Origin of the sequence: Streptomyces sp. NPDC053431 (assembly GCF_044544925.1) — a bacterium.
In the GTDB taxonomy this organism is placed as follows: domain Bacteria; phylum Actinomycetota; class Actinomycetes; order Streptomycetales; family Streptomycetaceae; genus Streptomyces.
The window spans coordinates 1-24,625 of record NZ_JBITXX010000024.1; the positions used below are offsets into that span (position 1 = coordinate 1).

Here is a 24,625-nt window from a genome sequence, read left to right on the forward strand (position 1 = left end):
GCGGCAGGTGGGGGAACGCCATCAGGAGGGCGGGGATGAGGATGAGCCCTCCCCCGCCGACGACGGCGTCGACCCAGCCCGCGGCGGCCGCCGCGAAGAGGAGACCGGCGACAACCTCGACGTCCACTCAGAGCACCCCGGTGATCTTCGAGAGCGCCGGCAGAACGCGCGGCCGCGGCATCATGCTCTCGGCCCAGCGCGGCACGGAGCGCAGCGAGTAGCACCGGCGCAGCCACCGGTCGTTGCCGTCGAACCGCGGGGTGAACGCGGACCGGCCGTGCGCCGCGATGTGGTTGTCCACGACGACGAGGTCGCCGGGGGTCAGGAGCACCTCGTGGCAGGTCTCCTCGAGCGCCTCCGTCAGGGCCCGCAGCGCCTCGGTCCCGCGCGGGTCGTCGCTGGTCGTGGTGTGCGAGTTGAAGCGCATGAAGACGTACGGTTCGGCCCCGAAGAGCACCGGGTGGACACCGGAGGAGGGCCGCGGGCCGGCCAGGTTCCGCGAGAAGGAGGTCGGGTAGGCGCTGCGGAAGACGGGCTGGGCGAGGATCTCCCGGTGGCTGTCCGACAGCAGCCCGTACGCCTCGCGCACCGAGGCCACCCGGGTGGCGGCCGTCCCCTCGTGGTCCTGGCGCAGGCACAGCAGGCCGAGGAAGTCCGGGCGGAGGGGGTGGTGGACGTTCTCGGTGTGGAAGTCGAAGGCGACCGAGCCGCTGTTCTCGATGCGCTCCTCCTCGCCGGGCACGGGGTGGACCTCGTGGATCAGCGCGCCGTCCTTCTCGTCCTCGTAGCCGACGAGGGTGCCGAGCAGGTCCGCCACCAGGGTGAGCAGGCCGGCGGTGCCGTGCTGCTCCGGGAGGGCGCCGGCGCCGTGTGCGGCGGGCGTGGCGGGCAGGTCGCCGACCGGCAGACCGCGGAGCAGGAAGAAGCCCTCCCGCGAGGTGCCGGTGGCGAAGTCGAGCAGTCGGCTCCGCAGCTCGCCGGGTATGTCGAGCAGCAGGTCGCTGTGGTCGAGGCCGGTCGAGTGCTCCGGCCGGCGGGTCGCCGACCGCTCGGCCAGGTCCCACATGACGCGGGCCTCGGCTGCCGACAGGTGGTGGCCGATCTGGGTCGGGGTGTTCGGGTGCACGAGTCTCTCCTGTGACTGGGGTGACCGTTCCTGGCCCTCGTGACCAGGTGACGCCGACGCTACGGAGAGCCGATGTCCTTCCGCTGTCATGTCTCTGTCGGCACGATGCCGCCGCGTGACAGCGCGACTTCGTAGCCCGCGGGCGGTCCGGTCAGCGCCGTGCAGGAGGTACCGGTGACCGCTTCACGTGCGGATGCGGGCAGGCCCGTCGAACGGGCGGCCCGGCGCGCCTTCCAGCTGTGCTGACCGACACGCCGATGCAGATGTGCGTGGCGAGGTCGGCGCATCACCACTCGGGGTTCTGTCCGTCCACACAGCCGACGCCCCGCCACCGGACCGGGTGACCGCGCACGGACGTCGGGCGCGTACGCGTCCGGTCGGGGGCGTCACGGCCGAGGATGCGTCCACCACAGCCGTGCCCTTCCGACGGGAGTCTCGACGTGCTCGAACGCAAGAAGCTCAAAGGCCGTACCCAGATCACCTTCGTACTGCCGGACCACACCCCGGAAGGGCCCGTCAGCGTCGTCGGGGACTTCAACCACTGGAACCCGTACGCCCACCCCCTGGCGCCGCGCGGTGACGGCACCCGGGCCGCCACGGTCGTCCTCCCGGCGCACTCCAGCCACGCCTTCCGCTACCTCGCCGGCGGGGACCACTGGTTCGACGACGAGACGGCCGACCACCACGACGGCACCAACAGCCGCCTGAACACCTGATCGCGGGGCCGGGGGGCCGCGTCGGCCCGGTCGCCGAGGGCGACTCCCCGGCACCTCGCAGGGGCGTCGCAGGACCACGGGCCTGCCTCACAGGCCCGCGCGGGCCAAAAGGTAGCCGGCGTGCAGGCGGTTGCGGGCGCCGATGCGGCGCATCAGGTCGGAGACGTGACGCTGACAGGTGCGCAGGGAGAGGCCCATCCGGCGGGCGATCACCTTGTCCTCGACGCCTTCGACGAGCAGTCGGGCGATGTCCCGCCTCACCTCGTCGACGCAGGCCTCGACCGACTCGGGGTCGTACTCCGCCGGGAAGGCCTCGGCCCGCAGCCAGGCCTGCTCGAAGGCCTCGCGGACGAAGGCGACGACGGTCTCGTCCCGGATCAGGAGGGCGCCCCGGCGCCCGCCGCGCAGCTCGATGAGCGCGGCCCTGCCGTCGAGGACGAGCACCGGCATGAAGGCGTCGGTACGGCTGCGCACCTCGGCGCCGCCGAGGGTGAGGCGTCGCGCGCGGCTCACGCTGGCCGGATGGAACCGGGCGGTGTGCTGGATCAGGATCCGCGCCGCCGTGCCCCCGGCGCGCAGGTCGTCGGCGTCGAAGAGGCCCTGCCAGAGGGTGTCGCCGCCCTGCGCTCCGCCGGGCTGGGAGCTGAGCAGCTCCCCCGCTCCCTCTTCGAGGAGTTCGGACACGGCCGTCCGTACGGCGTGTTCGCCGTGCAGGGCCTCCGGCCCGTCGCCGCGCGCCGTCGCCGCCAGTTCGTGGCGGTGGGCGGCGGCGAGGTCGTCGTACACCCGATTGGCCCGGTCGAGCTGCCGGTGCAGGCGCTCCAGTTCACGGATCACCGGGGCGAGGGTGCGCAGCCGTGCGGTGTCGGGCGGCACGGCGGTGAAGGCGGCGGGATCGTGCGGGGAGGGACGGATGAGGCCGAGCCGGAGCAGTTCCTCGACGGGGTGAGGTGGTGGTCCGGCGAGCTGGGACGGTTCGTCGGCGGCGGACTCCGGCGGGTCTCCGGCGGTCCGGCTCCCGGCCCTGGCAGGCAGCCGTTCGAGGGGTACGGGGCGGCTGAGCGCCTGGCCGTACAGGTGGCGGGCGGTCCCGCTGAGCCCGGGCGCGCCCGCCGGGCGGCCCGGCAGGAGGTCGGACGGGCGCGTCGCCGGGGCCGGGCGCGCGGGGAGGTCACGGAGCACCTCAGGCAGCCGGCTCACGGCGTTCCTCCGCCCGTACGCCGATCTCGGAGGCCCATCTGCGCACGTGGGGCGGGACGGTGGGGGCCTCGGAGACCTCGTGGAGCCGCTGCCACAGGCCCGCCTCGCTCCACTGGGTGAAGCGCCGGTGCGCGGTCTGCCAGGAGATGCCGAAGGTCTTCGGCAGGGATCGCCAGGCGACGCCGCTGACGAGGACGTAGACGATGGCGGCGAACATCGCCTCGTCGTCGGAGCGCCGGGTGCCGCCGCCCTGCGGCCGTACGGCCGGCCGGGGAAGGTGCCGGCGGGCCAGCGGCCACAGGAGCATGGGGGTGAGCCAGGCGAACCGGCCCGTCGGGGACGGCGCCGAGGCGGGCACGGGGCGCACGAGGCCGGCGGCGCCGTCGCGCGGCTGCGCGGGGCGGAACAGGGGGCTGCGTAAGGTCATGCCGGTTCCACCGCTTCCTTCAGTGCGTCGAAGATCAGGAAGATCGTGGTCGCGCCGGGGTCCTGGTGCCCCACGCTGCGCAGCCCGAGATAGGAGGCCCGGCCCTTTCTGGCCTGCATGGGAACGGTGGCGCGCATTCCCTCCTGCGCGGCCCGCGCCACGGCGCGTGCCACCTCGGGCAGCTCCGCCCCGGAGCCCACGGCCGACCCGCACGAGGCCGCGGCGGCCACGAAGGCGTCGTACATGGTCTTGTCGCCCGGCCGGGCGGCACCGAGCCGCTGGATCGCGGCGGCTCCCGCGTCCAGCGCGGCCGCCAGCCCCTCGGGACGGCCACCGGCCGCGGTCAACTCGTGGCCCATGGCGCGGAAGGCGCCCCCGAGCAAGGGACCGGACGCGCCGCCGACAGTGTTGATCAAGACATCCCCCGTTCTGCTCAGCAGTCGCCCCGGGTCGGGGCGCTCACCGGTCGGGAAGGACAGGCAGCCGGCGACGTAGGTGAAGCCGCGTCGCACGTTGTTGCCGTGGTCTCCGTCCCCGATGGCTCCGTCGAGGGTGTCGAGCCGGGCCGCCTCACGCTGCACGCGCTCGGCCGTCCGTCGCATCCACTCGAGGACCAGCTCGCCTTCCACTGACACTCCCTGGAAATGTCGGTGCACCGATGCCGTCGCACAGGAAATCTCCCGGCTCGCGTCATTGCGTGCGCGGGTTCCTACGGATCGGATCAGTGCCGGCGCCCGGATTCAGGAACGCTGTTCCGCATCACTGAACGACTTCACCCTACGACGGCAGAGCCATGACGTGTCAAGGAGATGACGCACCGGTCACGGAAAGGTCGCACGAAGCCCCAACGGCCGCTCGGGGAGCGGCCGTTGGGGCTCAGAGGTGCAGGCGGGCGCGCGGGTGAGCGAAGTGCGCGAAGACCGCGGGGCCTCAGCGCAGGACGGTGCGGAAGGCCCCGAACTCGAAGGAGACGGAACGCGCCGTCTCCCGTACGGAGATGGCCAGTTCCGCCGCGCGCTCGACGGCGCAGAGCCGTTCGACCGGCCCCACGACGCCGACGGCCCCCAGGGGCCGGCCCGCCTGGTCGAGCACGGGAGCGGCGATGCCGGCGTCGCCCAGGGTGAGTTCGTGCTCCTCGGTGGCATGACCGGTCTCGCGTACCCGGTCGAGCTGCCGGGCGAGCTCCCCGGCCTCCGTGACGGTGCGGCCGGTCGGCGCCGGATGCGCGCCGGCCAGCAGCCCGGCACGCACCTCCTCCTGGCTGAAGGCCGCGATGGCCTTGCCCAGGGCGGTCGCGTTCCACGGCAGCGTGGCGCCGGCCTCCCGGACGCGCGCGATGCCGCCGGGCCGGAACGCGTGGTGCACGACGAGGACCTGACGGTCCACCAGCACGCCGACCCACACGGCCTCGCCGGTGCGGTCGGCGAGCAGGTTGGCCCAGGTGTGCGCCCGGTTGCGCAACTCGTGGGAGTCCAGATAGGAGTTGCCGAGCGCCACCAGGACGGGCCCCAGCCGGTACTTGCCGCTCTCCGCGTCCTGGGTGACGGCCTGTTCGGCCTCCAGCGTCCGGAGCAGGGCGTGGACGGTGGGCTTGGCCATGCCGAGGCGGTCGGCGAGTTCCGTGACGCCGAGCCCCCGGGGGTTGCCCATGAGTTCCCGGAGTGTACGCATCGCACGATGCACCGCCTGGACCATCCGCGTGCCTCTATTCGCTCATGTCGAACCGTGTTCCGGGATGGCGAGCATAGTGGCCGAACGCTCCTGTCAGGCAAGGGCAAATCGGGACGGGAAGGAGTGAGATACCCCTCGCATATCCGCCTTGCGGAAAGGCGACCCCCGCGATCCGGCTCCGCGGACAGGGCCTCGGGGCAGGATGACGCCTGTTCCCACGAGCCCCCAGAGCGACGGAGGCCCCGATGAAGAAGCTGATCAACCAACCGCGGAACGCCGTTCACGACATGGTGGAGGGCCTCGCCCTGTCCCATCCCGGCCTCGCCCTCCTCGACGGCTCCACCACGGTGGTCCGTGACGGCCGCCGGCCGGACCGGGTCGCCGTGGTGTCCGGCGGAGGGTCGGGGCACGAGCCCGCGCACGCCGGCTACGTCGGCCCGGGCATGCTCACGGCCGCGGTGTGCGGCGACACCTTCACCTCGCCGTCCGTCGACGCCGTGCTGGACGCCCTGCGCGCGACGCGCACCGACGCCGGGACGCTGCTGATCGTCAAGAACTACACCGGTGACAGGCTCAACTTCGGCCTGGCGTCGGAGCTCGCCCGGGCCGAGGGCATCGAGACCCGGACCGTCCTGGTGGCCGACGACGTCGCCCTCGGCGCCGGCCCCACGGCCACCGGCCGCCGGGGCCTCGCGGGCACGGTCCTGGTCCACAAGGTCGCCGGAGCCGCCGCCGAGGCGGGGGCCTCCCTCGACGAGGTGGCGGCGGAGGCCGGTGCCGTCGCGCAGGCCGTCGGGACCATGGGCGTGGCGCTCGGATCGTGCACCGTACCGGCCAACGGCCGCCCCACCTTCGAGCTCGGCGACGGCGAGATCGAGTGGGGCCTCGGCATCCACGGGGAGCCGGGCATCCGCCGGGCGCCGCTGGAATCCGCCGACGAGCTGGCCCGCAAGCTGCTCGAACACGTCGTCGCCGACCGCGGTCTCACCCGTGGCGACCGGGTCGCCCTCCTGGTCAACGGCCTGGGCGGGACGCCCCCGATGGAGCTGTCGATCGTCACGCGCGCCTGCGTGCGGTGGCTCGCCGCCGAGGGGTTCGTGCTCGAGCGGCTGTGGACGGGCGCGTTCCTCACCGCGCTGGAGATGCCCGGGTGTTCGGTGTCGCTGCTACGGGTCGACGACGCCACGCTCGACAGGCTCGACGCCCCTGCCCTCGCGCCGGCCTGGCCCGCCGCGCACCTGGGCCGCCCCGCCGGCGAGATCCGCCGGGTGAGTCGGCCGGCGACCGGCGCGGGGTCGTCCGGCGCCGGGTCGTCCGGCGCCGGGACGTCCGACACCGGTACGTCCGACCTCGAGTCGTCCGACCTCGAGTCGTCCGACGTCGGGGCGTCCGATGTTGGGACGTCCGGCACCGGAGCCGGTCCCGGTTCCCCGCCGGCGCTGGGCCAGCCCGTCGAGGCGGTGTGCCGTGCCCTGGTAGCCGCCGAGCCCGAACTCACCGCACAGGACGCCGCCGTGGGCGACGGCGACCTCGGGCAGAGCCTGCTGCGCGCCGCCGAGGCGATACGGCGTGACCACCCGGGGTACGGAGCGGCCCCGGCCGAGGTGCTGCGCGGCATGGCCGCCTCCGTACGCACGGCCGTGGGGGGCACGTCCGGGCCGCTGTACGCGGTGCTGCTGCTCCGGGCGGCCGCCGTGCTGGAGCGGGAGGCCGGCGGTTCGGCACGGCCCCCGGCCCGGGTGTGGGCGCGGGCGCTCACCGAGGGCGCGGCGGAGGTCGGGCGGCTCGGCGGGGCGTCCTTGGGCGACCGCACGATGCTGGACGCGCTGGTGCCGGCGGCGGAGGCCTTCCGTACCGCCCTGACCGCGGGAACGCCGCCCTGGTCCGCACTGCGGCTCGCGGCGGAGGCGGCCGAGAAGGGCGCGGCCGCGACGGCCTCGCTGACGCCACGGCTGGGACGCTCCTCCTACCTCGGGGAACGGGCGCTCGGGCACCCCGATCCCGGGGCGACCGCGGTCGCCCGGTGGCTCGCCGCCCTCTCCGCGTACGGGGACCGGGAGGCGTGACGCGGCGTCACGCGCGGCGATTCGGCGCGAAATCGCCCGGCGTGTGCCGCGCACGCCCGAAAAGGCATGCGCCCGCGGCGGGCGGGGTCTTGAAGCGTGGACGTCTTCTTGGAGAGAAGACGCGGGACGGGTAGGTTCGGGAAAGTGAACGAGACAATGCGCGACAGACTCAGGTCGATTCCGGTATTCGCGAACGTCGGCACGGCGGCGTTCACCGAGAAAGACCTTCCGGAGAATCCCGTGCCGCGGATCGCGGAATGGATTCTCTCGGCCGAGGCCGCCGGTCAGCCGGAGCCCCACGCCATGAGCATCTGCACGGTCTCGGCCGACGGCACGCCGTCCAGCCGGGTCCTGCTCGTCAAGGACGTCGACGAGGACGCCCTCTTCTTCGCGACGCCGGCGGACAGCCGCAAGGGACTGGAGATCGCCGCCGATCCGCGGGTGGCCGCGCACTTCTACTGGCCCGCGGTCGGCCGCCAGGTCCGGCTGGTCGGCGTCGCCGTCGACCAGGGCCGGGCCGCCTCCGAGAGCGACTTCGCCGAGCGCGGACGGGGATCCCGGCTCTCGGCCCATCTGCACCGCCCGGGGCCGCTGCCCGGACGGCAGGCCGCGCTCGACGAGTTCGAGCGGCTCGGCACGGTCCACCCGGACGAGGTGCCGTGCCCGCCCAGCTGGACCCTGTACGCCCTCGCCCCCACCGAGGTCGAGTTCTGGGAGGCCAGCACCGACCGGGTCCATCACCGCGTGGTCTACCGCAGGGACGCCGCCGGCGCTCCCTGGCGCCACGAGCTGCTGTGGCCCTGAGCGGAACGCGCGCGTCCGAGGGGAACGAGCGGCCCCGCAAGGTCCTGCTCGTCGTCGCCGACCAGTTACGGGCCGACGCCCTCGGCGCGTACGGCGCCCCGGCCGCGCTCACGCCGCACCTCGACGCCCTCGCGGCCCGCGGCACCCTCTTCGAGGAGCACTACTCCGCGACGGCGCCCTGCGGACCGGCCCGTACGTCGCTGCTGACCGGCCTGTACCAGTCGTCGCACGGCGTACGGTCCAACACCACGCCCGCCGACACCTCGCGGCCCAATCTCGCCACCGCGCTGCGGGGCGCCGGCATCCCGAGCCATGTCGTGGGCTACACGGACAGCGTGGCGGAGCCGTACGTCGGCGGTGTCGAGGGCCTGCTGCCGGGCTTCCGGTGGCACACCCACTTCAACCTCAACGACCACGGCCTGCGCGGCTGGCTCGACGTGCTGCGGGCCCGCGGCCACCCGGTGCCCGAGCGGCCCATGGACGTCTTCGCGCCGGCCGCCGGGACCGCGCACCGGGCGCGCTACGGCGCCGCCGACAGCGACACCGCCTACGTCGCCGACCGCACGATCGACTGTCTGACCGAGCACCGCGACGAACCCTGGCTGATCCTCGCCACGTTCCTCCGGCCGCACCCCCCGTGGGTCGCCCCGGCCCCGTACGACACGCTGCACGCCCCGGCCGCCATGGCGCCGCCCCGGCGCGCCCCCACCCGGGAGCAGCACGGGGCGGCGCATCCGTTCCTCCTCCAGTGGGCCCGGCGCCCGGGGCTCGACACCGTCCCGGAGTCCCTGACCGGGGAGGCCGTCGCCCGGGCGCGCGCCGTCTACGCCGGGCTCGTCACCGAGGTCGACCACCACGTCGGGCGGATCCTGGCAGCACTGGCCGCGACGGGGCAGGCCGAGGACACGCTGGTCGTGTTCACCGCCGACCACGGGGACGCCCTGGGCGACCACTGGACCCTGGGCACCGGCGGTTTCGCCGCGACCGCCTACCGCGTGCCGCTGATCGTCGCCGACCCGACCCGCCCGCCCGGGCCCGCCGGCGCGGCCCACGGGGCGCGCCGGCCGGGACCGCGGCGGATCCGCCGCTTCACCGAGTCGGTCGACGTCCTGCCCACGCTCCTCGACCGGCTCGGCGCGCCTCCCCTGCCGCACCTCGACGGCCGTTCGCTGGGCCCGCTCCTGGACGGCGCTCCGGACCCCTGGCCCCGGACCCACGCCGTGTGCGAGTACGACTTCCACGCCGCCCTGTCCGGCGCGCAGCGCGACGCGCTCGGGCTGACCGCCGGCACCTGCCGGCTCACCGTCGTCCGGGACGCCGCGCACACGTACGTCGAGTTCCCGACGCTCCCCCCGCTCCTGTTCGACCGGGTCGCCGATCCGGGCGAGCTGCACGACCTCGCTCCCGACCCCGCGCGGCGGCGATCGCTCGACGCCTCGGCCGCGCGGGTGCGGGCCCATCACCGGCGCGCCGCGCGGCGCGCCGCCGAGAGAACGGTGTGAACGATGCCGACGCCCGACGGACCGCGCCTGCTCGTGCTGAAGATCGGCGGCAGTCTCTTCTCCGACAAGCGCCGTGACCGGCACCTGGACGGGGCCGCGGTGCGGCACTACGCGCGGGTGGCGGCCGCGCTGCACCGGACGGCGCCGGGGCGGGTGGTCCTGGTCTCCGGCGGCGGGTCGTACGGCCACGGCGCGGTCCGGGACCTCGACCCCGCCGACCCGTTCGCCGCGCTGCCGCTGACGGGAGTCAACGCGGAGCTGCGCTGGGTGTGGACCGAGGCCCTGCGCGAGGCGGGTGTGCCCGCCTTCCCCGTGCAGTTCGCCGCGACGGCGGTCCTGGGCGCCGACGGGACGCCCGCCTTGTGCGGCGAGGCCGTGCCGCGGCTGCTCGCCACGGGGATCCTGCCGGTGCTCAGCGGCGACTGCCTGCCGGGGCACGGCGGCCGGCTGGTCGTGGTGGGCAGCGACCTGGTCCCGGGCGCCCTGATCGCTCTGGCCCCGCGGGCCACCCGGATCGTCATGCTCACGGACGTGGACGGCGTCATGGACGGGCCCGCGGTCGTTCCGCGCCTCACCCCGGCGACGGCCGGCTCCGCCCTGGGCGTGCTGCGCGAGGCCCCGCGATGGGACACGACGGGCAGCATGGTGGGCAAGCTGAAGGCGCTGCTCGGCCACGCGGGCGACGGGGCGGAGTGCGTGATCCTCAACGGCGCCCGCGCCGAGGCGGCCGCGCCCTTCCTGCTGGAGCCCTTGTCGCGGTGGCCGGAGGCCCTGCCCCGCACCACGGTCGTCGCGGACGGCGTGCCCGCCTGAGGGAGTGCCGGGGGCGGCCCCGGCACCACGTGAGACATTTCCTGGTGCCCCGTGGAAGAGGACGTCTATCGTCCCTCAGGAGCCGCGGAAAGAAAGCCCTCCGCACCTCTGCGGAAAGGGCGACGCGGCACCTCGACATCTCGACCGGCCGGCCAAAGGCGGCATGCTGGTATCTGCCACCCTCGACCTCCGGGGAGTTCGTGTGGGCGTCATCGAAGACACGGCCGAGGAATTCGCCGAGCGGGAATTCCGGAATGCTTCCGCGACCGCTCCGGATTTCCGGAACGTGGAAAGGCCGACCGGTTCCGCGCGGCTGAGAGCGCTGTTCGACCGGCCCGGGGCGCTGCGGATCGTCGGCGCCCACAACCCCCTCGGCGCCCGCCTCGCCGAACGCGCGGGCTTCGACGGGGTCTGGTCCAGCGGTCTGGAGGTCTCGGCCTCCCAGGGCATGCCCGACACCGACCTGCTGACGATGAGTGAGCTGCTCGCGGTGGCCGGCTCCATGGCGGCGGCCGTGGACGTCCCGGTGGTCGCGGACTGCGACGCGGGCTACGGCAACGCGCTCAACGTGATGCACATGGTGCGGCGTTACGAGGCCGCCGGGGTGGCCGCGGTCTGCGTCGAGGACAAGCGGTTCCCCAAGGTGAACAGCTTCGTGCCGGGGCGTCAGGAGCTGGAACCGGTGGAGGTGTTCGCCGGGAAGATCGCCGCGGCGAAGGCCGCCCAGCGCGACCCGGACCTCATGGTGATCGCCCGTACGGAGTCGCTGATCGCCGGCTGGGGCATGGACGAGGCGCTGCTGCGGGCCGACGCCTACGCGGCGGCCGGCGCCGACGCCGTGCTCATCCACGCCAAGGGCGCCTCGCCCGACCCGGTGCTCGAGTTCCTGGAGCGCTGGCGGGGCCGGCTCCCGGTGGTCGTGGTGCCGACCACGTACCACACCATCACCTTCGACGAACTGCGCGCGGCCGGAGCCAAGTTGGTGATCTACGCCAACCACGGTCTGCGCGCGGGGATCTCCGCGGTCAGCGAGGTGTTCGAGGCGATCCTCAGCGAGGGCCGCACCACCGGCTTCGAGGACCGGATCGCGCCGCTCGCGACCGTCTTCGACCTGCAGGGCATGGACCGTCTCAAGGCGGACGAGGCGCGCTTCGTCCCGGAGTCGGCCGGGCGGCACAGCGCGGTCGTCCTGCCGGCCCCGGTCGCGCCGCCCTCGCCGGAGCGCACGGGTCCCGGCGCCGATCCCCGGGTACGGGCCGTCCGCGCCGCGCGCGTGGGCACGGTGCTGCTCCCGTCCGGCGAGCCGGGCCACGACGCCCACGCGCTGCTGGGGGCCGACCCCGGCGCGTCGCGCACGGTGGTGCTCGGCGGCGCGGGAGCACCCGACGACCGGCGTCTGCGCGCCGCGCTCGCCGGGAGGGACGAGATCGCCGTCGTGGACGGTCGACCCGGCGCCTGCTGCGCCGTCTTCTCCCCCGACGCGTACGCGGCGCTGCGCGAGGCCGCCGCCAAGCGGATCGCCGACGGGCGCCCGGACACCTCGCTCGCCGTGCTCGTCGAGGACCTGCGGGGGCTCGGCTGGACGGTCGTCGAGGCCGCGGAGGGAACGGAGGACAGCGGGGGAGCCGAGGCCACGGACGGGAGTGGCGGGGCGGCGGTGCCGCGCCCGTCCTCCCGGCCCGCAGGGGCGACTTCGGGGACGGCGACGTCGCCGGGCACGCGCACGGCGGCGCGGGAGGTCACCGGTGCGAGGGCCCCGCAGCGCGCGGGAGCCGACGCGTGAGCGGGTCGGCCGCCGGTCCCGCGAGCGCCTGCGGACTCGACCCGGCGGACGTGGTGGACGCCTTCCGGGACGCGGGCTTCGGCCCCTTCACCGGGGTGCCGTGCTCCTTCCTCGGACCGGTCATCAGCTGCCTGGAGCAGGAGCATCCGGAGTCGTACCTGCTCGCGAACAACGAGGGCGAGGCGGTGGCCCTCGCCACCGGCGCACGGCTGGCGGGCCGTCGGCCCGTCGTCATCCTCCAGAACTCCGGGCTCGGCAACACGGTCAACCCGCTGACGTCGCTGAGCCACACCCTGCGCGTCCCGGTGCTGCTCCTCGTCACCTGGCGAGGCCGACCCGGTCGCCCCGACGAGCCCCAGCACGAGCTGATGGGCCGGATCACACCGCGGCTGCTGGACGAGATGGAGGTCCGGCACGAGCCGCTGCCGGCCGACCCCGCCCGACTCCGCGCGCGGCTGGCGGTCGCCGCGGAGCACATGGACCGCACGGGGCTGTCGTTCGCCTTCGTCGTACCCCAGCGTGCCGTGGCGCCGTACGCCGGTCCGGCCGGCCGGAAGCCGGTCGGCGACGCGGCCGGCGACGCGGCCGGCGCCGGGAGGGAGCACGCAGCCGGCGAGGGGATCGGGGACGCGGTCGGCGAGGGGCTCGGGGACGCGGCGAGCGACGGGATCGGGGACGCGGCCGGCGAGGGGGCCCGGGACTTGGGTCTCCTGTCGCGCGCGGCGGCGATCGGGGAGGTCATGCGGGTGCTCGACGACCGCGCGCTGGTCGTCGCGACGACCGGAAAGACCGCCCGTGAGCTGGAGCGTGACTGGGACCGACCGGGCAATCTGTACGTCGTCGGCTCGATGGGCTGCGCGTCCAGCGTCGCCCTCGGTGTCGCCCTCCACGCGCCGCCGGACCGCCCCGTCGTGGTCCTGGACGGGGACGGCGCGGCCCTGATGCGCCTGGAGGCGATCGCGGGCATCGGCCACCACTCCCCCGCCCGGCTGCTGCACGTCGTGCTCGACAACGCCGCGTACGAGTCGACGGGCGGACAACCGACCTCCTCGCCCGGCGTGGACTTCGCCCGGATCGCCCTGGCCTGCGGCTACCGCGCCGCCGAGGACGTGGACGACGGTCCGGGGCTGCGCGGCGCCGTCGCGGCGGCACTGGCCGCCGCCGACGGTCCGCGGCTGGTCCGGATGCGCATCGCGCCGGGCTCCGACCCCCGCCTGGGCCGTCCCGCCCTCCGCCCGCCGGAGTCGGCCGTCCGTTTCCAGAAGGAGCTCGCCCGATGACCCCAACCCTCCGTCCGTCCGTGGCGGCAGCCGGGCCCGTGGCGCCGCCACGGGTGGTGCTGATGAACCCGGGCCCGGTGGTGGCCGACGAGCGGGTGCGCGCCGCGCTCGGCGGGCCCGACCTGTGCCACCGGGAGCCGGAGTTCACGGCCTTGATGACCCGGGTGCGCGACCGGGTGACCCGGATCTGCGGCGGGGGCCCCGAGCACACGTCCCTGGTCCTCACCGGGTCGGGCACGGCGGCCGTGGAGGCGACGATCGCCTCCGCCGTCCCCGCCGACGGCGGTCTGCTGGCCGTCGACAACGGGCACTACGGCGAGCGGATGTACGAGATCGCGGGTACCTACGGGCTGCGCCGGCAGCGCCTGGCGTTCGGCTGGGGCACCCCCCTGGACCTCGCCGCCGTGGAGCGCGCCCTCGTCGCGGACCCGGCCCTCAGCCATGTCGCGGTCGTCCACCACGAGACGAGCACCGGCATGCTCAACGACATCGCCGCGGTCGCCCGGATCGCCCACCGGCACGGCCGCGAGGTCGTCGTGGACGCGGTCAGCAGCGTCGGCGCGGAGGACGTCGACGTCGAGCGGGACGGGGTCGACTGGCTCGCCGGCTCCGCCAACAAGTGTCTGGAGGGCATGCCGGGCCTGAGCTTCGTCACCGCGCGGCGGGCGGCGTTCGCGCGGATCACGGGGCGCCCGCCGCGCTCGTACTCCCTCGACCTCGGCCGGCACTTCGCCGCCCAGGAGACGGCGCGGGTGCCGGCGTTCACGCCGGCCGTGCCCGCCTTCTACGCCTTCGACGCGGCGCTGGAACTCGCGCTGGCGGAGGGCGTCGCGGGGCGGGCGGCCCGGTACGGGCGGCTGGCCGCCCAGCTGCGCGCGGGTCTCACGGACCTCGGCTTCGCCCTGCTGCTGCCGCCGGAGCACCGCGCGGTGGGCCTGACCGCGGTCGTACTGCCGGACGGGATCTCGTACGAGCAGCTGCACGGCCCGCTCAAGGCCGCGGGCTTCGTCATCTACGCCGCCCAGGGCGCCCTGGCGGACCGTCACTTCCGGCTTTCCACCCTGGGTGCCCTGACCACCGAGGACATCAGCGGATTCCTCGACGCGCTGGCCCGGGTGCCGGCCGTCGCCGCACGCGAGCGTGAAGGAGGCACCCGATGAGCCGGCCCACGGCCGACGGCCGACCCGAGCGACCCGAACAGGCAGAGCGGACCGAGCAGACAGAGCAGACAGAGCGATCTGAGCAGACCGAGCGACGTGAGCCGCCCGAGCGACCCGAGCGACCCGAGCAGACCTCACCGCCGGAGCCGTCCCGCCAGGACCGGCCCGAACTGCGCGTCCGCCAGAACAAGTTGGACGACAACCTGCCGCTCGACAGCGATCTGCGCCTGTACCTGGCGAAGAAGGACGAGACCGCCCGTGTGAAGCGGGACCGCAAGGGACCCTCGCTCGTCGACTTCCGCGCGCCACTGGGCAGGACGCCCCGCACGCTGCTGGTCCAGCCGCCGATGTGCGTGTACGAGGGAGCCGTCAAGCGGGTGATCCCGCCCCTGGGCCTGTGCTACATCGCCGCCGCCCTGGAGCAGGAGGGCATCGACGTCGACATCCTTGACTGCATCGTCGAGGGCATCGACGAGGAGGTGCCGGTCGCCGAGGGCGTATGGCGTCTCGGCATGTCCGAGGAGCGGTTCCGCGCCCACATCGCCGAGCACGAGTACGACGTCGTCGGCTTCACCATGATCTACTCCTCCGATCTGCAGAACCTGTACGACTACGCGCGGATCGTCAAGGAGGTGCGCCCCGAGACCGTGGTCGTCGCCGGCGGGCTGCACGCCAGCATCTACGCCCGCCGCTTCCTCGAGGACGCGGTCGCCGACGGGGTGCCCACCATCGACTTCGTGCTGCGCGGGGAGGGCGAGATCCGGCTCGGCGAGTTCCTCCGGCACCTGGGCGAGGGGCGGTTCGACCGCAACGCCGACGGCCTGGCCGGCCGCCACGAGGGGAAGATCTTCACCAACCCGCAGCTCGCCCGGATCACGGACCTCGACGCCCTGCCGTTCCCCGCGTACCACAAGGTGCCGATGGAGCGGTACTTCGCGCACAACGTGCCCTTCTCGCCGTATCCGCGGGGCAAGCGGGTCATGCAGATCTACACCTCGCGGGGCTGCCCGGTCGGGTGCACCTTCTGCTCCAGCACCAACTTCTCGAAGGCGTACATCGCCCGCTCGGTCGACAACGTCATCGCGGAGATGCAGCACTACAAGGACGTGTACGGCGCCGACGAGATCCAGTTCGCGGACGACAACCTGACCTTCGACAAGAAGCGGGCCACCGAACTCTTCGAGCGGATGGTCCCGTTGGGGCTTCCGTGGTGCACGCCCAACGGGATCATGGTGAACACCCTCAGTCCGCCCCTCGTGGACAGGATGGTCGAGTCCGGTCTCTACCAGATCACGCTGTCCCTCGACAGCGGCAGCGCCGAGACCCTCCGGCAGCACCACCGCAAGCCCGTCGACCTCACCCGCGTCCCCGACCTGATGGCGTACGTCAAGGACCTGGACGTCCTCATGCACGGCACCCTGGTGGTGGGCATGCCCGGGGAGACGGAGGAGCAGATCCAGGAGGGCTTCGCCTACGTGGAGTCGCTGCCCTTCCACTCGATCAACGTCTTCATCGCCCAGGCCATCCCCGGCTCGGAGCTGTTCGAGCGGGCGGTGAGCAACGGGACCATCACCTACGAGGGCGCCCTGCACATCGACACGGCGCGCTCCACGCTGCGCCTCGCGTCGATCGCGCCCGACCGCCTGGAGACGCTCGTGGAGGACTTCCTGGCGCGCTACAACAAGGCCATCTACCGGCGTGACCCCGAGGCGTGGGAGCGCAAGTACGCCGAACACCGCGAGCGCATGGCGAGGATCTGCGTGGGACGCGCCTCGGCCATCACCTCCAAGATCATCGAGGCGGGCGACGTTGTTCCTTCCTGAGACCCCCGGTGGCGACCCGGCCGGCCCTCCGGGATCGTCGGAGGCACCCTTCCGCCTCGTCGTGGTCGGCGGCGGGCCCAGTGCCACGTACTGCCTGGAACGGCTCTCCGCGACGGTGGGCCGACTCGGCGCCGACGGCCGGCTCGACGTCCATGTCTTCGAGCGGGGCGGCGAGTTCGGGGCCGGCCGGGTGCACAGCTGGTCGCAGCCGGCCACCAGCTTCCTCAACCGCATCACCGGCCAGGTCGCCTTCGCGGCCGACGAGTCGGTGACCGGCGCCGGTCCGCTGCGCGAGCGCGCGGCCCGCCCCACGCTGTACGAGTGGTGCCGGCGCAAGTACGAGGAGACCGGCGACCCGGACTTCGACCTGCGCCCCGAGGACTGGCCCAAACGCTACGTCCACGGCCTGGCGCTCCAGGAGATGTTCGCGTCGTACGTGGCCGAGCTGCGCGCCCACCCCGGGGTCAGCGTCAGTCTGCACGCCGCCGAGGTCACCGACGTCCGGCGGTCCGGTGACGCCCTGGAGGCCGTCACCGCCGACGGCGCCCGCTTCCCGGCCGACCATGTGCTGCTGCTGACCGGCCACTCGCACAACCGGGCCGACAGCGACCCGCGGACGAAGCGGCTCGCCGCCTTCGCCGAGCGGACGCGGGCCACGTACGTGCCGTACGCCTATCCGCTCGACGCCACGCTGCCGGCGACGGTCTCGGGGCCGGACTCGGTCGTGGGCTGCGCCGGCCTCGGACTCACCGCGATCGACGAGATCCTGCATCTCACCGAGGGCCGGGGCGGAGTCTTCCACACGGATCCGGACGGCCGGACCCGCTACCGGCCGAGCGGCCGCGAACCGCTGCTCGTCGTGGCCTTCAGCGACACCGGTCTGTTCACCTACGCCCGGCCGCACAACCACAAGGAGCGGGATCCGGAACGGCTGGAGCACCGCGGGGTGTTCCTCACGGAGGAGGCCGTGGACCGGCTCCGCGCCTCCGTGGGCGTCCCGGCCCGGCTGCACGGATCCCCCCGTCACCAGCTCGACTTCGAACGGCACGTTCTGCCGGTCGTCGTCCTGGAGATGGCCTACGTGCACTACGCCACGCTGTACGGGCCGGGGGCGGCGGCCTACCTGGCCGCCTGCGCCGAGCCCGCCTGGCGGGACTTCGTCCACGGCCGGCCGCGCGAGGACGACGAGCCGCTGCTCGCCCCGCTGCGCGCGGCGGTCCGGGAGATCGCCGACGGTCTGGAGGCCGCCCTGGCGAAGGGCCCCGAGGCGGTCGGCGAGCGGCCGTGGCCGGTGCGCGACACCCTGCTGCGCTGGATCCACGTGGTCCACGGACCCGAGGCCGCCGCCGAGGCGGCGGGCCTGGTGGACACGCCCGGGGCACTCGCCGCGGCGTTGCGGGACCGGACCTCCCCCTGGCTGCTGGACACCACCCCGCACGGCAACGTCTTCAGCTGGGAGGCCCTGATCGACCCGGTCCCGGCCGGCACCTACCGGGACCGTTCCTCGTACCGCGCGGCAGTCCTGGAGTTCATGGCCCGCGACCACCTGTGGGCCGCCCAGGGCAACCTCGACAACCCGCACAAGGCCGCGGCCGACGGCGTGTGGCGCGACCTGCGCGGGGTGATCGGCCGGGCGATCGACCACGCGGGGCTGACGCCGGACTCCCACCGGCTGTTCCTCGACCGCTACATGCGCCACCACAACAAGCTCGCGAACGGCGCCGCCCTGGAGGTGATGGAGAAGATGCGGGCGCTCGTGGAGCACGGGCTGCTGGACGTGGGCACCGGGCCCGGCGCCCGGGTGGAACCGGACGCCGCACGCGAACGCTTCCGCGTGGAGGGCCCGGCGACGGGCTCCGTCGCGCTGGTCGACACCCTGGTGGACGCCCGCGTCCACGCCTTCTCGCCCCACCGTGACGTGCTGCCGCTCTACCGGAACCTGCTGGCCGGCGGGCTCGTGCGGCTGTGGCGGAACGACGCCGACGACGGTTCGTCGTTCGCGCCGGGCGGGCTCGACCTGACGGCCCGCTTCCACCCGGTGCGCGGCGACGGCACGACCGAGGAGCGGATCACCGTCCTCGGCCCGCCGTCCGAGGGCGTCATGTTCTTCCAGCTGGGCGCGCTCCGGCCGCACCAGGACCATCACGTCATGCAGGACGTGCTGACCTGGCTCGACGATTTCTGGAAGTCCTGGGCGGTCCGCTCCGGCCGGCCGCTGGATTCCGCCCGACCGAGCGAGGTGCTCACATGACCCGGTCCGTCGTCATTCTGGCCGCCGGCGCCAATCGACGTATGGGCGATTTCACTCCCGTACCGAAAGCGCTGCTGCCGCTCTCCCCGGAGGAAAAGGAATCGCCCACCTTTCTGGGCCGCGCCGTCGCATTGTTCCGGGCCACCGGAGCGGATCGCGTGCTCGTCGTGGTGAGCGCGGCGACGGCCCGTCATTTCGCCCCGTACGCGGACGACGGGGTGGAACTCGTGGTGGTCGCGGACGACGGCGCCCCGAGCGGGTCGAGCGTCAGCATGCTGGCCGGCCTCGACGCCGTCCTGCGGCACCATCCCGACGGCGCCGACACGCTCGTGACCGACGCCGACGTGGTGTACGAACGGGCCCTGCTGGAGCAGGTGGTCGCGCGCTGCGACGCCTCCCGGCTGTTCACCGTGGACCGGGTCACCGGCGACGGCGAGGAGGTCCGGGTCTACGGCGCGCCGGACGGGACGCCCGCGCTCATCGGCAAGGGCATGGGCGGCGAGGTGTCCCACGGGCTGGAACTGCTCGGCGAGAGCCTGGGGATCATCCATGTCGCCGCCGCGGACCTGCGCGCCTGTGCCGCGCTGACCCGGTGGATCGTCGGGGACCCGCCGGCCGCGCCCCCGTACGGCTACAGCCGGCGGCTGTCGGAGCACGAGGAGGTGTGGCAGTACCTGTTCGGGCTGCGGCGGCTCGGGGTGGCGCGGCTCTCCGGCCGGCTGCTGTTCTCCGAGTGCGACTTCCCGGAGGACTACCGCCATGTCGTCGAGGTGCTCTACCCGGCGATCGAGCAGCGCGACGCCGTCGCGGCGCCGGCCGGCTGACCCGCCCCGGCCTCATTCGCCGGAAAAGCTTTCTCGCACGAAAAGCACAAAGGCTTTTCCGGCATGCCCGGAAACAGTCGGAGACAATTCTTCGAATTTCTCCGGAAAAAGCATTGACCAGGCCCCCGAAGAATCCCCTAGAGTTCTCGGCGGAGCGAGATCGCAGCGATCTCCCCGCGAAATACTTCGGGACCGCACGACACTCGGCCGAGTGAGCCGGACCCGGAAATTCCCCGACGAAAGGAGGTGGATCACCATGAAGAAGTACATCAAGCCGCAGGCGAAGAAGGTCAGCTTCGGCGCCGTCCTCGCGAACGTCCTCTGAGACGTATGACCGCGAGCAGTCCAAGGGTGCCGTGCCCGAAACGACCAGTGTTCCGGGCACGGCACCGGCTCATGTCCGAGGCGGAAAGGAAACCCCCACCGTGTTGCTCGCACTGACCGGTACCGACGGGACAGGCAAGTCCACGGTCACCCGAGCGGTCGTCTCCACCCTGCGCGCCCGAGGGTACCGCGCCCGTGTGGTGGATCGCTGGGACATCGTCGCCGGCCCGGACTTCCCCTCCGCCTCCTTCCTTCCCGACGACGTACCCGGCATCCGCTCCCGCGTGGCCGACATGCCGGTCGTCCCCCGTTTCCTCTTCCTCATGTGGTCCATGGGCATGGCGCTCCAGGCCGGCCGGCCCGCCGCCGGCGACGAGGTGCTCGTCCTCGACGGTTACTGGATGAAGCACGCGGCGGCCGAGACCGCCTACGGTCTGGACGAGTCGTGGGTCCGGGAGGTGGTCTCGGCCCTGCCGGTACCGGACGTCACCGTCCGCCTGCGCCTCCCGCTGGAGGACGCCTGGGCGCGCAAGCAGGGCGACCTGGTGCCGTACGAGTGCGGCATGGACCCGTCGACGAGCCGCGCCGCGTTCCTCACCCATCAGCGCGCGATCGCCGACCGGTTGGACGTCTGGGGGGCCGAGCTCGGCTGGACGGGCGTCACGGCCGCCGCACCGGTGGCCCGGATCGCCACGGAGGTGGCCGACCTCGCCTGCGCCGTCCTCGCGCCGAACGCCGCACCTCATGCCGTGCCGTCCGGCGCCGGCTGCGCCATCGCGCCCGACGAACGGGACGGACTCCGGACGGCCTTCGGCCCGCTGCGGACGGAGTGCCTCGCGTGAACGCGGACGCCGGGACGGGAGCGGGGACGGCTGACGCCGGGACGGACGCGGGGACGACGGGTTCCGTGACGGGCGCCGATGAAACGACGGGTGCCGTGACGGGTACGCGTACGGGCGGCGGTACGGGTACGGGTACGGGGCAGGCGGCCAGCACCGCCGGGTCCGCCGACATCGCCGGGTCCGCAGACACCACGGGATCCGCCGGATCCGCCGGGTCCGCCATCGAGCGCTCCACCGAACACGCCACCGCCAAGCGCCGCTTCACCAGCATGTGGATCGGCGAGGGGGTCAGCGCCGTCGGCGCCCGCATCACCACCGTCGCCGTCCCGATCCTCGCCGTGAACACCCTGAACGCGCCCGACTGGCAGGTCGGCGCCATGGTCGCCACCGAAGGGGCCTGCTATCTGCTGCTCGGCCTGCACGCCGGGGCCTGGGTGGACCGCCGACGGCGCCGGCCGGTGCTCGTCGCCACCAGCCTGGCGAGGGCGGCACTGCTCGCGCTCATCCCGGTCACGCTCGCCCTCGACGTCCTGAGCATGCCGCTGCTCATCGCGCTCTCCTTCGCGCTCGCCGCGCTCACCATGGTCTTCGACCTGGCCCTCTTCGCCTTCGTCCCGCTCGTCCTGCCCCGGGCGCTGCTCACCTGGGGCAACTCCCGCCTGAACGGGACGGATTCGGTGGCGCGGGCCGCCGGGCCCGCAGCGGCCGGTGCCCTGATCCGGTTCACCGGCGCCCCGGTCGCGCTCGCCATCAGCGCGGTCGGCTACCTCGTCAGCGCGCTGGGCGTGCGCCTCGTCCCCGTGCGGGAGGAGCCGAGGCCCCGCGCCGCCGACGGGCAGCCCCGCCGGCCCATGCGCCGGGACATCCTCGACGGGCTGCGTTTCCTGCGCGGCGAGCGGCTGCTGCTCCACCTCTCGGTCCTGTCCTGCCTGTACAACGTCTTCGCGACCGTCGTCCTCGCCGCCCTCGTCCCCCACCTCGTCCGTGACCGGGGCCTCGACTCCACCGCCGTCGGCCTGGTCTTCGCCGCCGCCGGACTCGGCGGGGTGGTGGGCGCGGTGCTCGTCGGCCGGCTCGGCGGGAAGACGCTCGGCACCAGCCTGTGGACCTTCCCCACCCTCGCCCTCACCGGCGGGCTCGCCGTGCCGTGGGGGCACGGCGCGGTCGCGGTCCTCTGCGCGGGCTTCGCCTTCTTCTCCATCGGAGCCGGCGAGGTGGTCTACAACACCGCGGCGACCACGCTCCGGCAGAGCCGCACCCCGGCCGACATGCTCGGCCGCCTGCGCAGCGCGCTGCGCACCGCGTCCTTCAGCGGCGGTGTCCTCGGCGGGCTCGGCGGCGGCCTCCTGGCCGGGGCCACCTCGGCCCAGACCGCGCTGTTCGTCGGGAGCGCCGGTTCCCTCCTCGTCTTCCTCCTCGCGGGGCTCAGCCCGGTGCGCACGGCCACCGCCGACGACGGCGACTGAGGCGCCCGCCCCGCGCCCGGCAGGCGCGCCCCCGCCCCTTCGACCCGGCCCACGGCAAGGCCCTGGCACGACAGAGAGGTTTTCCCATGTGCGGCATCGCCGGACTCGTGCGTACGAACGGCTCCGACCTGGCCCCCGGCGCGTCCGTCGTCCTGGGTGACATGGCCGCGGTGCTCGCCCACCGGGGTCCCGACGACGAGCGCCTCGCCCTGCTCGGCCCGGTCGGGTTCGCCTTCCGGCGCCTCGCGGTCGTCGAGCCGGCGACCGGTGCCCAACCTCTGGTCAGCGAGGACGGCGACCTCGTCCTCGTCGTCAACGGGGAGATCTACAACCACCGGGAGCTCGCCGCGCGCCTGCCCGGGGTCCGGTCGCGCGCCCGCTCGGACTGCGAGGTGCTGCTGCACCTCTACCGGGCCCACGGCACGCGGTTCCTCGAGGACGTCCGCGGCATGTTCGCCCTGGCCCTGTGGGACCGGCGGCGCGGCCGGGTGCTGCTGGGCCGCGACCGGTTCGGCGTCAAGCCCCTCTTCCTCCACCGCGACGGCGAGCGGATCGCCTTCGCCTCCGAACTGAAGGCGCTGTTCGTCGATCCGGCCACGCCCCGCTCGGTCGACTGGTACGGCGCGCTCGCCGACCCCCTCCTGTCGGCGACGCCCGTCCTCACCGACGCGCCGCCCACCAGCTGGTTCCGGGACATCGAGCAGGTCGCCCCGGGCACCCTCGTCGAGATCGTCCCGGCGAGCGGCGAGGTCCGCGAGCACCGCTACTGGAGCCTGCCCGAGCCCGGAGCGGACGCGGACGCGGTGGAACACGATCCCGCCGCGCTCGTCGCCGGCTACCGCGAGCTGCTGGAGTCCTCGGTCACCGAGTGCATGGCCGCGGACGCCGAGGTGGGCGTGTTCCTCAGCGGCGGCATCGACTCGGCCCTGGTGGCGGCGATCGCCGCCCGCACCTCGCCCGTGCACACGTTCACCGTGCTCAGCGGCAGCACGCTCGCCAACGGCGACGCCGAGCACGCCCACCGGGTCGCCGGCCGGCTCGGGCTCCCGCACCACCAGGTCGTGTTCGGCCCCGAGCGGGTCCCGGACGCCGAGGAGTGGAAGCGCCTGCTGTGGCTCACCGAGACGCCGCTGTGCGGTCCCGAGCAGTGGTACAAGGCCGAGCTCCACCGCTACGCCCGCGCCACCCACCCCGATCTGAAGGTGATTCTGGTCGGGCAGGGCAGCGACGAGTTCAACGGCGGCTACTCGGTGGGCATCGGCGGCGGGGACTGGCAGGACTTCCTCGGGGGCCTCGACCAGATGGCGCGGCGGCGCGCGCTGCAGGCCCGGCCGGCGCTCGGCGCCTGGTGGGAGCACGGCGGCCCGCCCCTGCTCTCGCCCCACGTCCTCGGCGACGCCGTCCCCGGTCTGTTCGCCGACCCGTACGCCGGATACGTGCGCGGAAAGTACCGCGACCTCCAGCAGTACAACTGCTGGCACGAGGACCGGACGGCGGCCGGCAGCGGCACGGAGACCCGGGTGCCCTTCCTGGACCACCGGATCGTCGAACTCCTGGCGCGGATCCCGGCCGGACTGCGCGAACCGCTGCTGACCGACAAGCGGATCCTGCGCGCGGCCGCCTCCGGCATCCTCGCCCCCGACATCGCCGAACGCCCCAAGGTGCCCTTCTTCCACGGCGAGGGCCGTCGGCACGCCTTCCGTACCGTGATCGCGGCGCTCGCCCACGACGGCGACGCCCTCCTGGAGGAGGCCCTCGCGGCGCCGGGCGCCCGCGAGTTGCTCGACGCCGACGCCGCGCGGGCGACCCTGCGGGCGCTGGAGGCCGATCCCGAGGCGACCCACGTGGAGTTCCTGCTCCGGCTGGTGAATCTGGGCCTGCTGGAGACGATGGCCGCGGAGTTCCGGCCCGCGCCGCTCCGTCCGCCGGAGCTCGCGCTTCCCGAGACGGTGTCCGTCGCGGACTGGGACGCGGCGGCCGAGGAGATCGCCGAACGGGTCGCGCCCCGCCCGTCGCTCGACCTGGACCTCGTCCCGGCGTTCCGGGAGGACGTCCTGCTCGTCCACGCGGCGGCCCTCGACACGCCCTGGCTGCTCCTGGTCGACGGCGCCGTGGAGTACGTCCTGGACGAGGAGGAGGATCCCGCGTGGCTCGCCTTCGTACGGTCGATGGGCGAGGGACGGCGCCTGAAGGAGGTCCTGGACCGGGCCGGCCGGCCCCTGGAGGCGGTACGGGACGTCCTGCTCGACGTCATCGGCAGCGGGCTCGTCACCCTCACACCGGCCGCCGCGGACGCCACGGGCGCCGCGGCGGCGACCGGCGCCGCGCCCGTGACGGAGCCGGCATGACGAGCGCGCCGGAACGCCGACCGGTGACGGCGGGGGGCGCCGGCCCCGCGGAGACCGGGGGGACCACGGGGGTGACGGCGGGCAGCGGGGCTGCGGCGACCACCGAAGCGGCAGCCGGCCAGGGCGCTACGGCAACCAACGGAGCCGCAGCCGCCGGCGGCGCTACGGCGACCACCGATGCGGCAGCCGGCAGCCGGGT

The 24,625-nt window shown here is 74.1% G+C and carries 18 protein-coding genes and 1 pseudogene; 14 read left to right on the plus strand and 5 right to left on the minus strand.

Annotation, left to right across the window (positions count from 1 at the left end):
- Window positions 1-127: 127 nt before the first annotated feature.
- Window positions 128-1,126: a TauD/TfdA family dioxygenase gene (locus tag ACIGXE_RS34005; RefSeq protein ID WP_399753683.1), complete on the minus strand. Its 999-nt coding sequence runs from the start codon at window positions 1,124-1,126 to the stop codon at window positions 128-130.
- A 440-nt stretch (window positions 1,127-1,566) separates the two neighbouring features.
- Here ACIGXE_RS34005 and ACIGXE_RS34010 point away from each other — a divergent pair, with 440 nt between their 5' ends.
- A complete protein-coding gene (locus ACIGXE_RS34010) occupies window positions 1,567-1,842 on the plus strand; it encodes an isoamylase early set domain-containing protein (protein ID WP_399753685.1) in 276 nt (91 codons plus the stop codon).
- Between the two features lie 87 nt (window positions 1,843-1,929).
- Here ACIGXE_RS34010 and ACIGXE_RS34015 read toward each other — a convergent pair whose 3' ends face one another.
- From ACIGXE_RS34015 to ACIGXE_RS34030, 4 genes and pseudogenes are all read right to left on the minus strand, one after another.
- Window positions 1,930-3,042: a LuxR C-terminal-related transcriptional regulator gene (locus ACIGXE_RS34015; protein WP_399753687.1), complete on the minus strand. Its 1,113-nt coding sequence runs from the start codon at window positions 3,040-3,042 to the stop codon at window positions 1,930-1,932.
- A 76-nt stretch (window positions 3,043-3,118) separates the two neighbouring features.
- Window positions 3,119-3,349: pseudogene (locus tag ACIGXE_RS34020) on the minus strand (transposase); the annotation flags it as partial.
- Between the two features lie 116 nt (window positions 3,350-3,465).
- Window positions 3,466-4,071, minus strand: coding sequence for a dihydroxyacetone kinase subunit DhaL (gene dhaL, locus ACIGXE_RS34025; RefSeq protein WP_399753770.1), 606 nt, complete (start codon window positions 4,069-4,071; stop codon window positions 3,466-3,468).
- A gap of 328 nt (window positions 4,072-4,399) precedes the next feature.
- A complete protein-coding gene (locus ACIGXE_RS34030; RefSeq protein ID WP_399753689.1) occupies window positions 4,400-5,164 on the minus strand; it encodes an IclR family transcriptional regulator in 765 nt (254 codons plus the stop codon).
- A gap of 221 nt (window positions 5,165-5,385) precedes the next feature.
- On the opposite strand from ACIGXE_RS34030, the gene ACIGXE_RS34035 reads away from it, so the two are divergent.
- The 13 genes from ACIGXE_RS34035 (at window position 5,386) to asnB (ending at window position 24,426) form a co-directional block, all read left to right on the plus strand.
- Window positions 5,386-7,206, plus strand: a complete 1,821-nt coding sequence (locus tag ACIGXE_RS34035; RefSeq protein ID WP_399753691.1) for a dihydroxyacetone kinase family protein — start codon at window positions 5,386-5,388, stop codon at window positions 7,204-7,206.
- Between the two features lie 156 nt (window positions 7,207-7,362).
- Entirely contained in the window at window positions 7,363-8,010 is a 648-nt protein-coding gene (locus tag ACIGXE_RS34040; protein WP_399753772.1) for a pyridoxal 5'-phosphate synthase, read from the plus strand.
- Window positions 8,001-9,512, plus strand: coding sequence for a sulfatase-like hydrolase/transferase (locus ACIGXE_RS34045; protein WP_399753693.1), 1,512 nt, complete (start codon window positions 8,001-8,003; stop codon window positions 9,510-9,512). Before ACIGXE_RS34040 ends, ACIGXE_RS34045 begins: the two co-directional genes overlap by 10 nt.
- A gap of 3 nt (window positions 9,513-9,515) precedes the next feature.
- Entirely contained in the window at window positions 9,516-10,325 is an 810-nt protein-coding gene (locus ACIGXE_RS34050) for a hypothetical protein (protein ID WP_399753696.1), read from the plus strand.
- 202 nt (window positions 10,326-10,527) lie between these two features.
- Window positions 10,528-12,108 carry an isocitrate lyase/phosphoenolpyruvate mutase family protein gene (locus ACIGXE_RS34055; RefSeq protein ID WP_399753697.1) on the plus strand — a complete coding sequence of 527 codons (1,581 nt, stop codon included), beginning with the start codon at window positions 10,528-10,530 and terminating at the stop codon, window positions 12,106-12,108.
- The gene (gene aepY, locus ACIGXE_RS34060; protein ID WP_399753699.1) at window positions 12,105-13,388 is read left to right on the plus strand and encodes a phosphonopyruvate decarboxylase; all 1,284 of its coding nucleotides are present in this window, start codon (window positions 12,105-12,107) and stop codon (window positions 13,386-13,388) included. The genes ACIGXE_RS34055 and aepY overlap by 4 nt, the downstream gene beginning before the upstream one ends.
- Window positions 13,385-14,548, plus strand: coding sequence for a pyridoxal-phosphate-dependent aminotransferase family protein (locus ACIGXE_RS34065; protein ID WP_399753701.1), 1,164 nt, complete (start codon window positions 13,385-13,387; stop codon window positions 14,546-14,548). Before aepY ends, ACIGXE_RS34065 begins: the two co-directional genes overlap by 4 nt.
- Window positions 14,545-16,371 (plus strand): Sden_1168 family B12-binding radical SAM P-methyltransferase, encoded by a 1,827-nt coding sequence (locus ACIGXE_RS34070; RefSeq protein WP_399753703.1) that lies wholly within the window; start codon window positions 14,545-14,547, stop codon window positions 16,369-16,371. Before ACIGXE_RS34065 ends, ACIGXE_RS34070 begins: the two co-directional genes overlap by 4 nt.
- Window positions 16,358-18,622: an FAD/NAD(P)-binding protein gene (locus ACIGXE_RS34075; protein WP_399753705.1), complete on the plus strand. Its 2,265-nt coding sequence runs from the start codon at window positions 16,358-16,360 to the stop codon at window positions 18,620-18,622. The genes ACIGXE_RS34070 and ACIGXE_RS34075 overlap by 14 nt, the downstream gene beginning before the upstream one ends.
- A complete protein-coding gene (locus tag ACIGXE_RS34080) occupies window positions 18,619-19,446 on the plus strand; it encodes an Sden_1164 family protein (protein WP_399753706.1) in 828 nt (275 codons plus the stop codon). The genes ACIGXE_RS34075 and ACIGXE_RS34080 overlap by 4 nt, the downstream gene beginning before the upstream one ends.
- Window positions 19,447-19,871: 425 nt before the next feature.
- The gene (locus ACIGXE_RS34085; protein ID WP_399753708.1) at window positions 19,872-20,612 is read left to right on the plus strand and encodes a thymidylate kinase; all 741 of its coding nucleotides are present in this window, start codon (window positions 19,872-19,874) and stop codon (window positions 20,610-20,612) included.
- Entirely contained in the window at window positions 20,609-22,078 is a 1,470-nt protein-coding gene (locus ACIGXE_RS34090; protein ID WP_399753710.1) for an MFS transporter, read from the plus strand. The genes ACIGXE_RS34085 and ACIGXE_RS34090 overlap by 4 nt, the downstream gene beginning before the upstream one ends.
- Before the next feature lie 86 nt (window positions 22,079-22,164).
- The gene (gene asnB, locus ACIGXE_RS34095; RefSeq protein WP_399753712.1) at window positions 22,165-24,426 is read left to right on the plus strand and encodes an asparagine synthase (glutamine-hydrolyzing); all 2,262 of its coding nucleotides are present in this window, start codon (window positions 22,165-22,167) and stop codon (window positions 24,424-24,426) included.
- Window positions 24,427-24,625: the final 199 nt, after the last annotated feature.

What these genes read in the sequence shown, in the direction of transcription:
- ACIGXE_RS34065 (WP_399753701.1), top strand. Translation starts at nt 13,385, where the DNA reads ATGACCCCAACCCTCCGTCCGTCCGTGGCGGCAGCCGGGCCCGTGGCG.
- asnB (WP_399753712.1), top strand. Translation starts at nt 22,165, where the DNA reads ATGTGCGGCATCGCCGGACTCGTGCGTACGAACGGCTCCGACCTGGCC.
- ACIGXE_RS34070 (WP_399753703.1), top strand. Translation starts at nt 14,545, where the DNA reads ATGAGCCGGCCCACGGCCGACGGCCGACCCGAGCGACCCGAACAGGCA.
- ACIGXE_RS34040 (WP_399753772.1), top strand. Translation starts at nt 7,363, where the DNA reads ATGCGCGACAGACTCAGGTCGATTCCGGTATTCGCGAACGTCGGCACG.
- ACIGXE_RS34050 (WP_399753696.1), top strand. Translation starts at nt 9,516, where the DNA reads ATGCCGACGCCCGACGGACCGCGCCTGCTCGTGCTGAAGATCGGCGGC.
- ACIGXE_RS34030 (WP_399753689.1), bottom strand. Translation starts at nt 5,164, where the DNA reads ATGGTCCAGGCGGTGCATCGTGCGATGCGTACACTCCGGGAACTCATG.
- ACIGXE_RS34080 (WP_399753706.1), top strand. Translation starts at nt 18,619, where the DNA reads ATGACCCGGTCCGTCGTCATTCTGGCCGCCGGCGCCAATCGACGTATG.
- dhaL (WP_399753770.1), bottom strand. Translation starts at nt 4,071, where the DNA reads ATGCGACGGACGGCCGAGCGCGTGCAGCGTGAGGCGGCCCGGCTCGAC.
- ACIGXE_RS34035 (WP_399753691.1), top strand. Translation starts at nt 5,386, where the DNA reads ATGAAGAAGCTGATCAACCAACCGCGGAACGCCGTTCACGACATGGTG.